Source organism: Desulfitobacterium dehalogenans ATCC 51507 (assembly GCF_000243155.2).
Taxonomy (GTDB): Bacteria; Bacillota; Desulfitobacteriia; order Desulfitobacteriales; family Desulfitobacteriaceae; genus Desulfitobacterium; species Desulfitobacterium dehalogenans.
Map to the genome: position 1 here is coordinate 2,865,450 of NC_018017.1, position 16,451 is coordinate 2,881,900.

Sequence of the window (16,451 nt, forward strand, 5' to 3'; positions counted from 1 at the left end):
CTATCATAGTATGGTCAGGCCAACAAAGCCAATTATAATGGTCGGACCAAGTATTTTATGTAACTTTGGTCTGACCTCCAGTCGTAATTGTATGTTAAATTCACATCATTTGCAATAGAAAAGCAAGTAAAAGAATAAATTCACTTATTATGTCGAATAGAATTTTAATTTTGAATTCAATATAAAATTCCCCAAACTAAAAGGAAGGAGATGCTCCCCTTCCCTCTAGATACTCTTGGTTTAATTATATATAACATTTTTAAGAACTTGTTTAAGCTTTATCCTCTGAGAGATGGGGTCAAAACTCCACCTGAACTTTCCTTTATGGTCCTGCTGAAATTACGGGAATCATTCCCGGAACCACGTAAGCCTGCAGGGTAATCATGATACAAATAACCAGCAAAAGGACTATGGAATGCTTCAGGGTAAACCGCAAAAGCTCCGACTCCCTCCCCACCAGGGATGTGGCTGCCGCCGCTACCGCAATGGATTGGGGAGAAATCATCTTGCCCACAACCCCGCCGGAGCTGTTGGCCGCCACGGTTAAGACCGGATTGACCCCAATCTGTTCGGCAGTAACCTGCTGCAATTTACCAAACAAAGCATTGGCAGAGGTATCCGATCCGGTAAGGAACACTGCCAGCCATCCTAATACAGGAGACAAGAAGGGGAACAAAGAACCTGTCGAAGCAAAGAGCAGACCCAGGGTATAGGACAGCCCTGAATAGTTGGCTAAGTATGCGAACCCTAGAACAGCGGCAATGTTTATAATCGCAAAGATTAATTGCTTAATTGTCTTGACAAAGACTTTCCAAGCTCTTCCCGGGCTAACCCCGAGAATAAACATGGAGATGATGGCGGAAATTAAAATGGCTGTCCCAGCGGCAGAAAACCAATCCCATTTATAAGCTGCCGCATAGACGGTCGGCTTGGCTACAATGGGAGCCGCCTTATAGACCAGCCCATCCAATCCCGGCCAATGCTGTATATTGATATAAAGCCCTGCATTGGTAGCCCAGTTCTTGAACCCAGGGGTTCCCCAAATCCCGACCAAGACAGTGAGTATGGCAAAAGGCGACCAGGCTTTAATAATTTGCCCTGCGGTAAATCTTTGCGTAACCACGTTTTTTTCTTTACCTTCTTCATGAGGAAAGCGCCAGTTATTTTTAGGTTTCCATACACGCAAGAACAAGGTCAGGGCAATCAAGGAAAACAAAGAAGAGATAATATCCGGGAGATAGGCGCCCAGATGGTTAGAAGACCACCACTGGGCAATGGCGAAGGATATCCCTGCCACAAGAGCTGCCGGAAGAACCTCCTTGGCTCCTTTCCAACCGGACATGAGCACAATTAGATAGATAGGGATGATCACCGATAGGAAAGGAAGCTGACGTCCTATAGCCTGGGAAATGACAAAGTCCCCCATCCCGGTGACTGCACCCGCTGCGATAATCGGTGCTCCAATGGCACCAAAGGCTACGGGTGCCGTATTGGCAATTAAGCAAATCCCTGCCGCATAGAGTGGATTAAAGCCTAAGCCGATCAGAATCGAGGCTGTGATAGCCACAGGGGCACCGAACCCGGCGGCTCCTTCTAAGAAAGCTCCAAAGCAGAACGCCACCAACAAGGCTTGAATCCGCCGGTCATCCGAAATTGCGGAAATGGAGCCTTTAATAACATCGAATTGGCCGGCCTCAACGGTTAGATTATATAAGAACACAGCGGTAACCACGATCCAGGAAATCGGCCATAACCCATAAAGAATTCCATATAAGCTTGCCGAAAGAGCAATTGAGATAGGCATCTTGTAGACAAGGACAACTATGACAAGGGTAATGAGCAGAGTCGATATACCCGCAATATGTCCTTTCATACGTTTAATGGCCAGTGCCCATAGGAGGAAAAAGATAGGAATTGAAACAACTAAAGCAGTAAGTGCTATACTTCCCCCTAATGCGGAATAGTTTTGAGTCCAAGGCATGAATAAATTCCACCTTTCTTTTTTGAGATTACTTGTTGAAAGAGTCATGCTCACGGGTTATTATTAGCAATTTTTGAGAAAATATCATACATACCCCCTAAATGGGTAAAAAAATAAACCCAGCTCATGAACTGGGTTGTAACTTATTGAAAGCGCAATTCTGCTTTTTTAATTTCTTCTTGGATATGTTGGCTTACCCGAAAGAAAAGCCGCTCCACATCCAGCCGGTGAATCTGCAAATTCTCCGGACTCAGGAATTCAATTTTGCGAAATTCCGGTTTCACGATGAAAGGAAGTAAATCATCCAGGTTCTCCAATCTTAGGGTCAGGATGATAGGAGCGTAAGCAACCTCCCGTTTGCGTCGACCATCGGATTCATTGACGCTATACACATCAAGGCTTACATCAATGTCTTCCAGGAATAGTCCCTGCAAGGGCACATTTCGTAGTAAAGCGACTTCCTGCTCACGAGCCTGTTCTGCCGCTTCCTCGTTGCTTCTCCCCCCGAATATAAAGCGTCCGCCCTTTCCTTCCCCACGAAAATCCAAGCGGATTCTAGCCCGAATATGTTCTGTAAGCACTTCATTTCCAATACGAATCTTCATTCTCCATCTCCCTGCCACGCTTAGTCCTTCTATAATGATTATAAAGAGATCCTTACACTCTAAGTTTATCACTTAATTCGGCAAGGTTTCCAATTCTCCTTCTCCTCTTTGTGTGAAGCATGCTGTTTATGGATATACTAACAAAAATCATGAAGGGGGATAAAAATGACCAGAACTATTCTTGCCGTATTTAAGGGGCCGCAGCAAACCAAAGAAGCTGTGGAAGAAATCCAAGGAGAATCCTTAGCCAATAGCTATATTTCTGTCATTGTTCGGGCCGGCTATCTTCATCAAGGCGATTTTAAAGAAGAGATCGCTAACGAGCTTGCCTTTGTACCGCCGGAAATTAATTTTGACCGCTTTAACGCTTGGTTAGTTCAAGCCCCACCTATGGATATTCCCAATCTTGGGGAATGTGTGGTGGCCGGCCCCCTAGCCAATGACCTGCTCCATCGCCCTCAAGGGCAAGGGTTAACGGAAGCTTTGTTAAGCTATGGCCTCAGTCCCGAACGTGCCCGTCACTATGAATACGAGGTAAGAACAGGACATTTTCTTGTCCTTATTACTACGGGACAGGAAAAGGTCAATTCTGTAGCCAACGCCCTCCAAAAGTTCGGCGGACGGGACATTGAGAAATGGAATAAGTCACTTGATCATGCCTTGCATATGCCTCACTAGCTAGGTAAGCTTTACTGTCTGACGCAATTGTCGGATTTCCGTTTGGGACAAGGCGCGGAAGGCCCCTGGTGCCAGATTATGATCTAATTGAAGGGAACCAAAGCGAATCCGTTTTAATGTAATTAAAGGGAAACCTATAGTTTTAAACATTCTTCGCACTTGACGATTCCGTCCCTCATGAATCGTAATCTCATAGGTAGGCACAGAGCCCCGGCCCTTTTGTGAAACTTCTTTTACACGGGCTGGGGCCGTTTTTCCATCTTCCAGAATGACTCCTTTTTCTAAACGCTTTAAGACTTGTTCAGGTATCTTCTCCCCCACTTCTACCCGGTAGGTCTTTTCCACTCCATAAGAAGGATGCATTAAGCGGTGAGCTAAATCCCCATCATTGGTGAGAAGGAGCAGTCCGGAGGTATCATAATCCAAGCGACCTACAGGGTATACTCTCTGAGGAATTGTTTTCATGAGGTCCATAACGGTTTTTCTTCCTTGAGGGTCGATAACACTGGTGATATACCCGGTGGGTTTGTGCAATAGATAATAGGCATATTCTTTTTGGGGCAATTGAAGTGGTAAGCCGTCCACAACAATCCGGTCTGTGGGCACAACCTTAGTACCCAAGGCTTGGACGACCTCCTCATTGACCTGAACTCTCCCCTGCAAAATGATTTCTTCAGCATGCCGACGGGAGGCGACCCCTGCCCGGGCTAAGACCTTTTGCAAACGCTCTTCTTGCCTTGGAACACTCTGTTCATTCTTTCTTTTCAAATCTGATCGCTCCTAGATACTTATAAATTCTCATTCTACCTTACCCCAACCCAAGCTATTGTTGGTCCTTTATCTGGTACACACCGGGACCAACCTGGGTGTAAGCACTTTCTATCCGTTTCCAAAAATCTTCCCCCCGCGAGTCGGGAAGAGCAACCAAATAATCTCCGGGCAGCTCCTGCAAATCAAGCCAGGCTCGTAGATCATCACGGATTAAGCGATAGCCATAGCGTTGGGAATAATATAAGGTCATAGGTTGGGAACCGCTTAAAATCAAAACACTGTTTTCTTCTGTATGTTGACGAATCCACTGGGCCTGGGTAAGAAGTCTCTCGTCCCATTGGTATTTTGATTCATAATATAAAATTTGATTAACCCAAAGCAATCCAACAAGCAATGCTCCCACCACAAAAGCAGGAATCCCATTCCCTTCACTGTCTCCGCCCCAGGTATCTAATGTATAACCAGTTAACAGAACCATAGGCAGGGCTAATGGAATCAGATAATAATCCAGGGGAATCTTAAGGCAGACTACTACCAAATAAACCCCACTGATCCCAGACCATAAAATCAAGCCAAGATGCACTTCATTTCCGAGAACTTTCTTCCGAACCATGAGAGCTATCCCCATCAAGGCTAAGAGAATCGGCAAACCCAATCCATATTTTAAATTTTTATAAAGTTTTTCAGCATAGCTCGTTGGGCCTTCCATAACCTGGTGGGACAGGATCCCCGAAACAAATTGACTAGCCTCCCCTGCCCCGAGGTGAACCCAGCTATAGTATAGCATAGGAAGAAGTAAGGATAAAAAGCTATAGACCAATATTTTTCCCAGTCTTCTCTGAAAGGGATAAAAACCAAGCATCAGGGCCACCGGAAAAATCATCAATTGGGGAAGCTTAGCTAAAATAGCCCCTGACATCAGGATTGAAGCCCCTAACAGACGAATCCAGGTCGGGTTTCTTCTCCAGGAGAAAATGGCGACTAAAGCCCAGATACTGAAAGCTTGGGCCACAGGCTCCGGCATAACCACCCTGCCATAGTACGTGGTTAAGGGAATGAAGGCATAAAAAGCCGCAGCCCATAACCCTGCTCTCTCCGATAAAGCCAACTTGCCGAATTTATAGATTCCCCCAAGGGTAAGCAGGGAAAAGCAAATCCCCCACAATCTCCCCCATAGATCCTGCCAGCCCAACAGGGCCCAAGTCCAGGCCAGAAGATAGGGTAAGAATGGAAACTCCAGCTCCACGGGCTGAGGTCCTGCTCCATCATAATTAAGCATAGGAAAAAAGACATCGGGAAAATCCCCCAGATGTCCCAGCATATTTAAAGCCATGCTTGCTGTGTCTGCCTGCCGCCAGCTCTGATCATCCAGATAAGGATTCGTGACTCCTTTGAGGCGAAGCACTGCTCCCAGAACCAAAATAAGGACGAAGATGCCATTTATTCTCCTACCCATTCCACCCAACCCCATCTTTCCTTCTTCAAGCGAAGGATTAAAGCAAAATAGCCCATTATGGTGGCCATAATTTTCATTTTACTTTTTCCTTGTTTCTTCTCATAATGCAGGTCGAAGGGAATCTCCCGTATCTCTCTACAATAACCCGCCACCTTCACTAAAAGCTCGACCATTCCGGCGAAACTGCGGCTTTCAATAAGCCTTTCTCCATAGATCATGTACGTGCTCTCTAAGACAGAAGCACGATAAGCCCGGTACCCACATGAATAATCCTTCAGTCCCGGTACTGGAAAGAACAGGGTCATGACTTGACCTGCTCCCCAGGAGAGAACCTGCCGCAGTGGATTCAGCCCGTATTGTTTGCCACCAGGAGCATACCGTGAGGCTACGACCAGATCCGCCCCTTGATCAATTTGTTCTACCATAAAAGGAATCCGATCCGCCGGGTGTGTATTATCAGCATCCATCGTCAGAATAATATCATCATAACCTACCCATTCACTGCATTGTTTCCTTAGGATTCTACGCTGAGCAAAGGCGTGTTTGAACCCTGTCATCAAACTGCCGCCCAATCCTTTGTTCTGAGGATGAGAAAGGACCTGAACTTCCGGAAAGCTCTGTGCATAATTTTGGGCGATATCCAGGGTATGATCCGTGCTGGCGTCATTGACGACAATGATCTGAGTCGGAATCCCTTGACATGCCTTTCGGATATCATCAAGCAGCAGTTCAAGACCTGCCTCTTCATTGTAAGCGGGCAACACAACAAAAAGCATACTAAGGCCTCCTTATCCTCCTTAGTATGCTCATGAACGGCTTTAATAAAACATCCTATGCACAATCCACATGGAAGCAATCAACCCGATCAAATCCGCCATGAGACCCAGCTTCAAGGCATATCGATACTTCTTGATTCCTACCGAACCAAAATAGACGGTTAAAACAAAAAAGGTGGTGTCCGTGCTCCCCTGAAGGGTAGAAGCTAAGCGGCCGATGAATGAGTCCGGCCCATACTGATTGATCAATTGGGTCGCTACCCCCAAAGCCCCTGAACCACTTAGAGGGCGCATGATCGCCAGGGGTATAATCGCTGTAAGATCGGAATCCAAGCCAAAGACAGTAAAGACAGGCTGCAATAATTTGGCGAGAATCTCTAAAGCACCCGAATCCACAAAAATACGAATGGAGACAAGCATACCCACAAGAAAGGGGAGAATCTTGATCCCCGTTTTAAAGCCTTCTTCAGCTCCCGTGACGAAGGATTCATACACAGGTACCTTGCGTAGAAATGCAAGCAAGGGAATGAACAACAGTAAAAACGGAATGGCCCAACGGGAGATTTCTGCAATAAAACTCATAGCCTAGACCTCCGCCGAATCAGAAAATCGACAAGAATGGCCATCGTCATGGCACATCCTGTAGCAAAAATTGTCGGACCAATAATTTCTGTGGGATTAATGGATTGAGCCTTCAGTCGTACCGCTATGATGGTGGCCGGAATCAAGGTAATACAAGAGGTATTTAAAGCAAGAAAAGTTATCATGGCAGGGCTGGCCGTGTCCGGGGTGGGGTTTTCCTTTTGCAGCTCCTGCATGGCTTTTAGCCCAAAAGGTGTGGCAGCATTTCCTAATCCCAAGACATTGGCGCTCAGGTTCATAATAATAGCCCCAAGGGCTGGGCTATCTTCTCTAAGGGTAGGAAAAAGCCGACGAATTACCGGCCCAAAAAAACGGGCTAAGGCTCTTACGAAGCCTGCCTCCTCTGCCAGCTTCATAAGTCCCAGCCAAAGGCTCATGACCCCAATGAGACCAAACGCCGTCTCTACCCCCAATTCTGCTGCTCTCATCGCCGACTCTGTGATCGTGTCTATCCTCCCATTCAGGGCAGCCACGATAATGCCCGTAATCAGCATAAACAACCAGATGGCATTAACCATGTCCTCCCCTCCTTAAGTAAATATCTATGTCGGTATGAAGGGGTTTAGACCTGAGGAGGGGAAGCTTTCATGGACATCGCTCGCTCAATAGCCTTTTTCGTGTTGCTTCTGGAGCCTTTTTCGGGATAGAAAAAAACGGTAACTACGACTCTTCGTATTACCGTTTTTTAATGCACGCAGATATTACGGCGTTATTGGTTTTACTTGCTACCCTAAGTGATTAAGGCTCGCCAACGATAATTATATCTTCCTTGGTTGCCTGATCCTTAGATTTGTCCTTCTTCATCATATTGGAGATCTTATCCATTAAGTTGGGAATCTCATCAAATACGCGATCAATCACCACATTGTGATCGATGGGCAGCAGACGTATTTGACCATGTCCCACCACTAAGAACCCTACAGGTTGTACCGATACCCCGGCACCGCTACCCCCACCAAAGGGGAAAGCTGTGGCTTTTTCTTTTTTATCTCCTTCATCTCGCTCCCCTTCAGGAGGCGCAAACTCACTACCTCCCGCGGCAAAGCCGCAACACACCCGGGAAACAGGGATAATGACTGAACCATCTGGGGATTCAACTGGATCGCCAACAATCGTATTTACATCAACCATGGCTTGGATACTTTCCATAGCACTTTTCATTAAAGCTTCAATGGGATGATTCCCCATAGTTATCCACCCCTTCTAACTTAATCATTCATAATAACAATATGGTCTTTTTTCGCTAATAATATGCATTAAGTTTTTGTAATCATAACGGCTTTATGATAAGGTGTATTCATCTGCAAAACGGGAGTGAAGTCATATGTCGAAAGTTGAGCAAGAGGTTTCCATTGGACGTTGCATCTCCATTTTATATCGTCAGTCACAGGCTCATTTTTCAAAGGAACTGCAGTCTTATAAGATTGGAAGCGGGCAGTACGCCGTATTACTTGCTTTAAAGAAGGACGATGGGGTAACACAGGAAAGATTATCCACCCTATTAGGCATTGACAGGGCTAACATAACCCGGGCAGTCACAAAGCTGCAGAACGAGGGCTATATCCTCCGCAAACCGGACGAGGAGGACAAAAGGATTTGGCGAATTTACCTGACCGAACAAGGAAGGGAACTATTGCCCATTCTAGAAGGCATCCTCGGCGAATGGAGTTCTATGATGGTGAAAGGATTAAGCCCTGACCAAATCAATATCTTGGCTAAAAATCTAAAGACGATGACTGAGAATTTAGGATATGAATGGATTACTGAAGAATAAGAAAAGGAACATCATGATTAAAGGAGAGGAAATGCTCTCCTTTTTCCGTCTAAAGAGCAAGGCTTAGCTCAACCCTACTTTCTGATTCTGCGCAAGATGAGTCCGGCAAGATTGGCTCCTATTAACATGATATGGCCGATGCGCAGATTGAAGGTGCTTTGAATATCACAGCGAAAACCCGGCTTCTTGAACTGAGGCACCACCATAATCTGCGGTTCTTGAGTATCCATGGTAACTTGGTTATACATTCTTCCCAGAGAATAGCCAAGCATTGCCCAAAAACTCCCTGAGACCAAAGCTGTAACCGCAGGATTCTCATGACCATATTCGATTTTCCAGTCGTACTCAGTACAATGGATTCCGCGATAGAATTTCTTTTTAAGACGATCAAAGGCCAAGAGCAGGGAAGGGATATTGGGAAAGAACTCATAGAAAAAACTATTTTTGAAATAGCGAACTTTCAATTCTTGAAAGGCTTTTCGCTTTTCGCCAGTACGTACTTGTGCTTCCTGCTCTGCCGCTATTTTGGGTCCCTCTTCCCATTCCAGTTTGATCGTCGGAATGGTGATTCGGAATTTCCAAAAACCTCCTAAGGCAGAGAGATTAATTTCCAGATGATCATTTTCTTCAATGCGGGAATAACGAAATTCTATTACTGCTTTGACCCATAGGATCATGATTAACCAAATGAATATCGCAAGTAGAAGAGCGAGAATCTGCACCATTATCCCTCCGAGCGCCATCTTAACAGTTTAGAATGCCCTAAAAGGGAGTATTTATACACCATGATGCAGCAGGGGATATTGAAAGGGAGCATCGCCACTACTTTAAAACGCAGTTTTGCGACACTCCCTCTTTTAATCACAGTTTTCATTCTCTTTCATTGGCTCCGCAGTCTCCATCGGCAGCTCTTCAGAGGATTTTTCCCATAATAGTTCAGCAAGCTCTTCAGCCGGGGCTGCTTCCTGCATACTCTCAAAGTTTAAATCCGGCAGTTCCTCCAGGGACTTAAGTCCAAAATGAATCAGAAACTGTTCTGTAGTTCCATAGAGAATAGGTCGGCCTGGACCTTCTTTTCTTCCCACATCTTTCACAAGACCTTTTTCCACCAAAGTTCCTAAAGCACGATCGGATTGTACTCCCCGAATAAAATCTACTTCCCCCCGGGTGACAGGTTGCTTATAGGCGATAATGGCCAGTACCTCTAAAGCCGCTCCCGACAGTCCTTGGGAGGGTTGATGGTAGAGAGTTTCTATATAAGCGGACATTTCCGGTTTGGTTCCCAGCTTATAACCTTCATTGACTTCAATAAGGGTAACCCCACTGGTCGGCGCAGCGTAACGCTCCTTAAGGTCATACAGTATTTCAGCAATATCTTCAATACTCAACTGAAGGATCTCCGCTAAACCCTCCTTGGTCAGGGGTTTATCGGCAACAAATAACAGCGCTTCGACTCCCGCAATTTCTCTATCCCGAAACAGCATTATCTACTCCCCTTCAGTAAATTCCCAAGCTTTTTCTGTAGGAAACACAAAAATCTCTTCGTTTTGTGAACTTTGTTCACAGTGTACTTTTCCGGACTTCAACAGCTCCAGTAAAGCCAAAAAAGAAACGATAATCTCCATACGTTTAGTGCCCCGAATCAATTGACTGAAGCGCAGCCCACGAGGATGTAGGATAACCCGGCGCAACACATCATTCACCATGACTTCAATGGGGATTTCATCAGGCTCCACTGTCCTGATCTCTTCCCCCTGTTCCGCCCTTTCCACAATCCGTTGAAAAGCATGCCATAACGCTTCGAACTGAATTCCTTCCAAGGGATCCACCGGAGTGAATTGGCTGCGCAGCTCATCAACATCCACCTCACGAAAATACCGTTGGCCGGAAGATATTTGAATCTCTCCCAATGTTTCAGCAGCCTGTTTAAAAGCCCGGTAAGCCAGGAGTCGTTCTACTAATTCCTGACGTGGATCCCCTTCCTCCTCTTCAGGAACATCTTTAACCGGTTTTGGCAGCAAGTACCGAGACTTAATCTGGAGAAGCTGGGCAGCCAAAACCAGAAATTCGCTGGTCACTTCCATATCTAAATCATCCATCCGGCGCAGGGCATCGATAAATTGATCGGTAATCTTGGCAATAGGAATATCGTAGATATCCACCTTTTCCTGTTGAATCAGGTGAAGAAGGAGATCCATGGGACCCTGATATACGGACAGCTCCACATAAGGAACGGTATTGGTACTATGACTTACCGATAACCCGTTGTTCATTTCAGCCCCATCATTTGGCGAACTTCTTTCATCGTTACTTGGGTGACGCTTCGAGCTTGTTCAGCTCCCTGCTCTAAAACCTTCTCAATCTTACCCGGCTCTTCCCACACCGCACGGCGCTCTCGGAAAGGACTCAACAGCTTATCGAGATTCTCGGCCAAATGACGCTTACAAGCCACACAGCCGATCTTGCCACCGCGACAGTTTTCTTCAACTTCTGCCACTTCAGGGGTATAAATCTCATGGAATTTGTAGACAACACAGACCTCCGGATGACCCGGGTCATCTTTGCGCAAACGGGCCGGATCCGTCACCATCTGTTGAACCTTTTCTTTGATTTCTTCTGTGGAAGCGGTTAAGGAGATGGTATTGTTATAGCTTTTACTCATTTTACGCCCATCAACACCGGGCAGCAGGGGAACCTTGCCTATCAGGGCTTTCGGTTCAGGAAAAACCGGACCATAGATGTGATTAAATCGTCTGGCAATCTCTCTGCACAACTCCACATGAGGGATTTGATCTTCCCCTACAGGTACAGTATCAGCCTTGTATACTAAGATATCGGCAGCCATTAAGAGGGGATATCCCAGGAAGCCATAGGTTGAGATGTCCTTTCCCCCTTCTTTTCCTAACTGCTGCATTTGATCCTTATAGGTCGGCACCCGCTCTAACCAGGAAAGGGGGGTAATCATGGATAAAAGGAGATGCAGTTCCGCATGTTCCTTAATATGGGATTGAACGAAAACAGCCGACTTATCCGGATCAATTCCCACACTCAACCAATCCAGGGCAATTTCCCGAATAAGTGTTCCAAAATCCAAACCATCCTCATAACCGGTGGTCAAAGCATGCTGATCCACAATCCCAAAATAGCTTTGATATTCAGATTGCAACTTAACCCAATTTTGGATAACACTGAGATGTCCAATATGCAAGCTCCCCGTGGGACGCATGCCACTAAAAATTCTACCTTTCACTTGTAAGACTCCTTTCAATTGTAGGTTTTCTATTGCTTAGTAAATGTCTCTGTCGCTGGGTGGCACAACAAAAGATGAAAATTCTTATCCGGGTCACGTAGCTTTACGCACAACGCTCTCTCTATAGCTCCAGGGCTGGTCAACTCGCTTTCTTAACAGCTACGCCAAACCTCTGGGTAATACCTGATGTGAACCATGGCTCGCTACGTTAAAAAAGCTTCGTTGACCCGACCGCCCCTGCGCTAAATCCGTTCGCTCCTGTGCGTAAAGCTACGCTTGCGGGTCCCTTTTCAGCGCTTTTCTGGGGCCTTTGCGATTCTCCCTCAGGTCTTTTTCAGAGTAGCCTTTCATGCCGCGGCCGGCACCAGCAGATGATGAAAAAGCTAATCCGGTCAGGTAGCTTACCCCACATCGCGCTGCTCAAGCCCGTAAGGCAGCCCAAGGATTTTGCTTTAAGGCAGAGAACGGATTCTAAGCGAGCAGGTAAGCAATCTTCGCGAAAAGACTGCAGCGGAGTCGGGTTGGAAACAGGACGTTTCCAACCGCCCATTGAGAACAAGTGCGAAAGCAGTGCTTTCGAGGAGCGATTTGGGCGGATACCCGACGGAGCAGAAGTATTGAGCGATTAGATTGTTCCGCGCAGCTTATGGAGTGAACGCCGAAAGCAAAATCCTGGAGAATTAGCTCTCGGGGCTTTTTCAGCGTCACCTTTCATGCGCAAACTCTCTGACCCTAACTGATAAAAGGTGACAGCAGGAACAAAGCGGTGTCACGATACAAGACGTAAAGGCCGGATACAGCAGGCCGTAATACCACTCCCAAAAAGTTGGTAAATAGTATTATAACCAAAATGAACATACCATAAGTCTCCAGGGTATTGAGAACCTTGCTGTACCGTCCGGGAACAACCCCTCTTAAGATGGAAAAGCCATCCAAAGGCGGAATAGGCAGGATATTGAACACCCCAAGACCTAAATTCATAAATACCATGGACATGAATATTGTCGACACTGTATTCGTCCAGGATGAATCCTTCATAAAGGTTAAAGTTATGATCCAAAGAATCATGGCGATAAATGCAGCCAAAAGATTGGCTAAAGGGCCGGCAATGGATACCAACACTCTCCCCCGTTCTTTATTTCCTTTGAAATAATGGGGTTGGGTCATGACCGGTTTAGCCCAGCCGAAGGAGTAGAGTACAGCCATAAGTGTACCAAAGATATCCAAATGAACGAAGGGATTCAAGGTTAATCGTCCCTGACTTCTCGGGGTCGGATCTCCCAAACGATCAGCAACCCAAGCATGGGCATATTCATGAAAAGCAAATCCAACAAGTAAAGCAGGTATATTAGCTATGATGGTGGTTAAGTTGAACACGTAGTTTCCCCCTTCGGTCGGTTTGACAAGCCACCCTTTAAAAAACTCAGCACAAATTCCTTCTCTTCTTCTCCAGTATGTATTTTACCTTCCAGCCAAGCAAGGCGAACCGCTTTAAGAATGCGACCAATATCCGGTCCTTCCTTAACTCCCCATTGTCGTAGAGTCATTCCATCCGTAGTCTGATGAATGCCATTGACTGCTTCTACGTAAGTTTCTACGGAATCGCAGAATCGTTCATCCCATAGAAAAACTTCCATGAGAATGGCCGGTATACCTTCAAGATATTGATCCAAACTCCTTAAAGAAATCTTTTCCTTAGAATATGAAGAAGCTTCGGAAGGTTCTCCCGCTATTCCCAGGGAGATCAGTCCGGTCATAACGTCAAAGTATTTATAGGCAATCCCCTTTATTTCCCTGGGCAGACGAAGTTTTTCCTGAACTTTTTCGAATTGGGATTTGTCCATCCTGCGCAGGGAGATGAGTAATTTTCTTTCCGGTGAAATTTCCTGATTCAGCTTAGGATGAGTAAAATCCCAGGGCAGCTCAGCTCCAAACCACTTGCGGAGCACCCCCATAAGAAGCATGGATTCCCCCATGACCCCAAATTTCAATTCAGAAAGCATATGCATGAATTCTTCAGTGAATCGCTCTATACTTAGTTTCTGCAAGACACCTGCATCCAAAGCTGTATAAAGCCCTTCACGGGTTTCTTTAGCCAGACGAAAACCATAACGGCCGGCAAAGCGCAGGGCCCGGAGAATACGAGTGGGATCCTCGATGAAGCTAAGATTATGAAGAAAACGAATTTCTCCTTGTTTCAGATCTCTGAGACCACCATAATAATCCACCAGTTCCCCGTAGTGGATAGAATTAATGGCTATGGCCATGGCATTAATCGTAAAGTCCCTGCGGAACATGTCATCACGCAAACGAGATTCTTCCACTTGAGGCAGCGCGCCGGGAGATGAATAGTCCTCACGACGTGAGCTGGCTACATCCAGGTGAGATCCGTCGGAGAAATCCAAGCGAGCGGTGCCGAATTGATCATGAAATACCACTTGAACATCCTGAAGCTGATCGGCAAGAGCTCGGGCAAAGGCATGTCCATCTCCTTCGATGACAAAATCCAGGTCCTGAGTGGGCACCTTAAGCAGAATATCCCGTACAAATCCCCCTACCACAAATACGGAATACCCTAACTCATCGGCTACCTGTTGAGCCGATCCCAGCAAAGAGCGGATTCGCTCCGGTAACTCCTCAAACAAGTGTAAGATATCTTCCCGCATAGCTAAACTGCGATGGCGGGTTAAGGACATTTCTGTGGGAACCGCACTGCCATGAACAATCCGCAGGATATCGGAACGGGAAACGATCCCTGCTAGTTTTCCATCTTCCAAAACAGGAACCCTGCCAATATCATGCTGGACCATGGTTCTTTGCACATCTTCCCAGCTGGAACCGGCATCTACAACCACCACATCCTTGGTCATAAATCCTTTGACCGGGGCATGAGCCAAGCCATGTTTTATGGCTTTATCCACATCCCGGCGGGAAATGATACCAACTAATTGGTTTTCTTGAGCTACCGGCACCCCCGTATGACCATATTTCAGCAGAATTTGTTCTACCTCACTGAGTTTCATCTCCGGAGATACGGTTTTAACCGGATAACTCATAATATCCTTCACCCGATTAATGCGGTGAGCCTGCCGTTCCAATTCACCGTCGAGTTGCTTCAGAATCTCATCCACAGAAGCATTTTTCACTGTAGCTGAAGCAGCACGGGCGTGTCCCGCTCCGCCAAAAGTTTGCACGATGCGATTGACCTCAAGCCCTCGTCCTCGTGAGCGGCCTACCAGATAGACGCGATTCTCCATCTGAACTACTAGAAATAAGGTCTCTGCCCCTTCCATTTCTCCCACCCGATGAGCTAAAAGGGCAAGCCCCCCTACATATTCATCCCCTTCAGCCCAAGAAATATAGACGGGCTGACCTTGAAAATCCTTAGTTTTTCCATTATCCAGGAGCTGCTGCAAGAGTTCTTTTTGATCTTCAATTAAAGGCTTACGAAGATATTCCGCCACAACCCCCAGATTCGCTCCTTGTTCAAGGAGATAGGCCACGGCTTTGACATCCCGTACCGTGGTACTCTCAAAAAGCAAACTGCCTGTATCGTCATAGATACCCAGAGCAAGAAGGGTCGCCTCAAAAGGGCTGAGTTGTATGGCCATTTTCCTGATCTCTTCAATGAGTAAGGTGGTACAGGAGCCGATGCTCTCAATATGCATCTGATCAGTAAGGGAGCCATAATAAGGATGATGGTCATAAACAATGAGAGGTATCTGGTCGAATACCTCTTCCTTAATTCCCGCTGCCCGCTGCAAATTATGGGTATCCACCAACACAATCTTTTCCACTCTGGTCCAATCCACATCTTTGGGGCGCAAAAAAGGCAGCCTGTCTTTGGCCAAGGCGATAAAATCCTGAACATAGGGGTTGGATTTCCCGTCCACGACCATAAAGCTATCTGGAAAAATCTTTTGTGCAGCTACCATAGATGCCAACGCATCAAAATCCATTTGGCGATGGGTTAATATGACAATCATGTTTACTTCCTTATCATTCATTCTCTATACAAAAGATTAACCATAATTATATCATTTACCTAGCAGCTCCAGCAAGAAAAGGAACACCTATAAATAAAGCACCTCGCGAACGAAGTGCTTTGTAGATTTCTCCTGTGTATTAAATACTATCATTAATGGCTTCAATAGCTTGATCAATCTCAGCTTGAGTCATACCCTCTTTAATGAGCCGATAGTTAATGGCATTCATCCAAAAAGCGGTTTTGGCACTGATCTTCTTATAAGCTTTAGCGTTTTTCTTTTCACTCTTTTCACGGGATTCTGCGTTGGCTTGCACAATAGAGCAAGCATAACGAGCTTTTAGGTGGGTATCTTGATCCATTTCCTCAAACGTGGTATTTAAGCATTCAATCAGGCTCTTATAGTATTGAGAGAATTCATCAAATGGAATCTCAGTATCCATATGTAAATACTCCTTCAACTTCTCGAACAACTTCTCCATCAAATAACCTCCATTTTGTATCCTATGTCCATCTAGGAACGCCTCAAATAT

At 45.9% G+C, this 16,451-nt stretch carries 18 protein-coding genes; 3 read left to right on the top strand and 15 right to left on the bottom strand.

The window, feature by feature from the left end; translation table 11 throughout:
• Positions 1-322: 322 nt before the first annotated feature.
• On the bottom strand, positions 323-1,981 hold the full coding sequence (locus DESDE_RS13820) for an L-lactate permease (RefSeq protein WP_014794635.1): 1,659 nt from the start codon (positions 1,979-1,981) through the stop codon (positions 323-325).
• Between the two features lie 143 nt (positions 1,982-2,124).
• Positions 2,125-2,586 carry a hypothetical protein gene (locus DESDE_RS13825; RefSeq protein WP_014794636.1) on the bottom strand — a complete coding sequence of 154 codons (462 nt, stop codon included), beginning with the start codon at positions 2,584-2,586 and terminating at the stop codon, positions 2,125-2,127.
• Positions 2,587-2,751: 165 nt separating this feature from the next.
• Here DESDE_RS13825 and DESDE_RS13830 point away from each other — a divergent pair, with 165 nt between their 5' ends.
• Entirely contained in the window at positions 2,752-3,264 is a 513-nt protein-coding gene (locus tag DESDE_RS13830) for a hypothetical protein (protein WP_014794637.1), read from the top strand.
• On the opposite strand, the gene DESDE_RS13835 is transcribed toward DESDE_RS13830, so the two are convergent.
• From DESDE_RS13835 to ytfJ, 6 genes are all read right to left on the bottom strand, one after another.
• Positions 3,265-4,032 (bottom strand): pseudouridine synthase, encoded by a 768-nt coding sequence (locus tag DESDE_RS13835; RefSeq protein WP_014794638.1) that lies wholly within the window; start codon positions 4,030-4,032, stop codon positions 3,265-3,267.
• Positions 4,033-4,087: 55 nt separating this feature from the next.
• The gene (locus tag DESDE_RS13840; protein ID WP_014794639.1) at positions 4,088-5,506 is read right to left on the bottom strand and encodes an ArnT family glycosyltransferase; all 1,419 of its coding nucleotides are present in this window, start codon (positions 5,504-5,506) and stop codon (positions 4,088-4,090) included.
• Positions 5,476-6,267: a glycosyltransferase gene (locus DESDE_RS13845; RefSeq protein WP_014794640.1), complete on the bottom strand. Its 792-nt coding sequence runs from the start codon at positions 6,265-6,267 to the stop codon at positions 5,476-5,478. Before DESDE_RS13845 ends, DESDE_RS13840 begins: the two co-directional genes overlap by 31 nt.
• Positions 6,268-6,309: 42 nt before the next feature.
• Positions 6,310-6,849 carry a spore maturation protein gene (locus DESDE_RS13850; RefSeq protein WP_014794641.1) on the bottom strand — a complete coding sequence of 180 codons (540 nt, stop codon included), beginning with the start codon at positions 6,847-6,849 and terminating at the stop codon, positions 6,310-6,312.
• On the bottom strand, positions 6,846-7,427 hold the full coding sequence (locus DESDE_RS13855) for a nucleoside recognition domain-containing protein (RefSeq protein ID WP_014794642.1): 582 nt from the start codon (positions 7,425-7,427) through the stop codon (positions 6,846-6,848). The genes DESDE_RS13850 and DESDE_RS13855 overlap by 4 nt, the downstream gene beginning before the upstream one ends.
• A 220-nt stretch (positions 7,428-7,647) precedes the next feature.
• Positions 7,648-8,097: a GerW family sporulation protein gene (gene ytfJ / locus DESDE_RS13860; protein WP_014794643.1), complete on the bottom strand. Its 450-nt coding sequence runs from the start codon at positions 8,095-8,097 to the stop codon at positions 7,648-7,650.
• 136 nt (positions 8,098-8,233) lie between these two features.
• Here ytfJ and DESDE_RS13865 point away from each other — a divergent pair, with 136 nt between their 5' ends.
• Positions 8,234-8,683, top strand: a complete 450-nt coding sequence (locus DESDE_RS13865) for a MarR family winged helix-turn-helix transcriptional regulator (protein WP_014794644.1) — start codon at positions 8,234-8,236, stop codon at positions 8,681-8,683.
• 74 nt (positions 8,684-8,757) lie between these two features.
• Here DESDE_RS13865 and DESDE_RS13870 read toward each other — a convergent pair whose 3' ends face one another.
• The 4 genes from DESDE_RS13870 to trpS all read right to left on the bottom strand — a co-directional run bounded on the left by DESDE_RS13870 (position 8,758) and on the right by trpS (position 11,933).
• Positions 8,758-9,408 (bottom strand): DUF2953 domain-containing protein, encoded by a 651-nt coding sequence (locus tag DESDE_RS13870; protein WP_019850883.1) that lies wholly within the window; start codon positions 9,406-9,408, stop codon positions 8,758-8,760.
• Positions 9,409-9,540: 132 nt separating this feature from the next.
• The gene (gene scpB / locus DESDE_RS13875; protein ID WP_014794646.1) at positions 9,541-10,167 is read right to left on the bottom strand and encodes an SMC-Scp complex subunit ScpB; all 627 of its coding nucleotides are present in this window, start codon (positions 10,165-10,167) and stop codon (positions 9,541-9,543) included.
• 3 nt (positions 10,168-10,170) lie between these two features.
• Positions 10,171-10,956, bottom strand: coding sequence for a segregation and condensation protein A (locus DESDE_RS13880; protein ID WP_014794647.1), 786 nt, complete (start codon positions 10,954-10,956; stop codon positions 10,171-10,173).
• Complete coding sequence (gene trpS / locus DESDE_RS13885) at positions 10,953-11,933, bottom strand: tryptophan--tRNA ligase (protein ID WP_014794648.1); 981 nt, start codon at positions 11,931-11,933, stop codon at positions 10,953-10,955. Before trpS ends, DESDE_RS13880 begins: the two co-directional genes overlap by 4 nt.
• Positions 11,934-12,304: 371 nt before the next feature.
• On the opposite strand from trpS, the gene DESDE_RS21490 reads away from it, so the two are divergent.
• A complete protein-coding gene (locus tag DESDE_RS21490) occupies positions 12,305-12,562 on the top strand; it encodes a hypothetical protein (protein ID WP_148269922.1) in 258 nt (85 codons plus the stop codon).
• Positions 12,563-12,665: 103 nt separating this feature from the next.
• Here DESDE_RS21490 and DESDE_RS13890 read toward each other — a convergent pair whose 3' ends face one another.
• The 3 genes from DESDE_RS13890 to DESDE_RS13900 form a co-directional block, all read right to left on the bottom strand.
• A complete protein-coding gene (locus DESDE_RS13890) occupies positions 12,666-13,310 on the bottom strand; it encodes a site-2 protease family protein (protein ID WP_014794649.1) in 645 nt (214 codons plus the stop codon).
• Entirely contained in the window at positions 13,298-15,919 is a 2,622-nt protein-coding gene (locus tag DESDE_RS13895) for a CBS domain-containing protein (RefSeq protein ID WP_014794650.1), read from the bottom strand. Before DESDE_RS13895 ends, DESDE_RS13890 begins: the two co-directional genes overlap by 13 nt.
• Before the next feature lie 139 nt (positions 15,920-16,058).
• On the bottom strand, positions 16,059-16,400 hold the full coding sequence (locus tag DESDE_RS13900) for a hypothetical protein (protein ID WP_014794651.1): 342 nt from the start codon (positions 16,398-16,400) through the stop codon (positions 16,059-16,061).
• Positions 16,401-16,451: the final 51 nt, after the last annotated feature.

Excerpts from the sequence above, each read along its gene's own strand:
- DESDE_RS13820 (WP_014794635.1), bottom strand. The coding sequence starts at position 1,981 with ATGCCTTGGACTCAAAACTATTCCGCATTAGGGGGAAGTATAGCACTT.
- DESDE_RS13825 (WP_014794636.1), bottom strand. The coding sequence starts at position 2,586 with ATGAAGATTCGTATTGGAAATGAAGTGCTTACAGAACATATTCGGGCT.
- DESDE_RS13830 (WP_014794637.1), top strand. The coding sequence starts at position 2,752 with ATGACCAGAACTATTCTTGCCGTATTTAAGGGGCCGCAGCAAACCAAA.
- DESDE_RS13840 (WP_014794639.1), bottom strand. The coding sequence starts at position 5,506 with ATGGGGTTGGGTGGAATGGGTAGGAGAATAAATGGCATCTTCGTCCTT.
- DESDE_RS13845 (WP_014794640.1), bottom strand. The coding sequence starts at position 6,267 with ATGCTTTTTGTTGTGTTGCCCGCTTACAATGAAGAGGCAGGTCTTGAA.
- DESDE_RS13850 (WP_014794641.1), bottom strand. The coding sequence starts at position 6,849 with ATGAGTTTTATTGCAGAAATCTCCCGTTGGGCCATTCCGTTTTTACTG.
- DESDE_RS13855 (WP_014794642.1), bottom strand. The coding sequence starts at position 7,427 with ATGGTTAATGCCATCTGGTTGTTTATGCTGATTACGGGCATTATCGTG.
- ytfJ (WP_014794643.1), bottom strand. The coding sequence starts at position 8,097 with ATGGGGAATCATCCCATTGAAGCTTTAATGAAAAGTGCTATGGAAAGT.
- DESDE_RS13865 (WP_014794644.1), top strand. The coding sequence starts at position 8,234 with ATGTCGAAAGTTGAGCAAGAGGTTTCCATTGGACGTTGCATCTCCATT.
- DESDE_RS13870 (WP_019850883.1), bottom strand. The coding sequence starts at position 9,408 with ATGGTGCAGATTCTCGCTCTTCTACTTGCGATATTCATTTGGTTAATC.
- scpB (WP_014794646.1), bottom strand. The coding sequence starts at position 10,167 with ATGCTGTTTCGGGATAGAGAAATTGCGGGAGTCGAAGCGCTGTTATTT.
- DESDE_RS13880 (WP_014794647.1), bottom strand. The coding sequence starts at position 10,956 with ATGAACAACGGGTTATCGGTAAGTCATAGTACCAATACCGTTCCTTAT.
- DESDE_RS21490 (WP_148269922.1), top strand. The coding sequence starts at position 12,305 with ATGATGAAAAAGCTAATCCGGTCAGGTAGCTTACCCCACATCGCGCTG.
- DESDE_RS13895 (WP_014794650.1), bottom strand. The coding sequence starts at position 15,919 with ATGATTGTCATATTAACCCATCGCCAAATGGATTTTGATGCGTTGGCA.
- DESDE_RS13900 (WP_014794651.1), bottom strand. The coding sequence starts at position 16,400 with ATGGAGAAGTTGTTCGAGAAGTTGAAGGAGTATTTACATATGGATACT.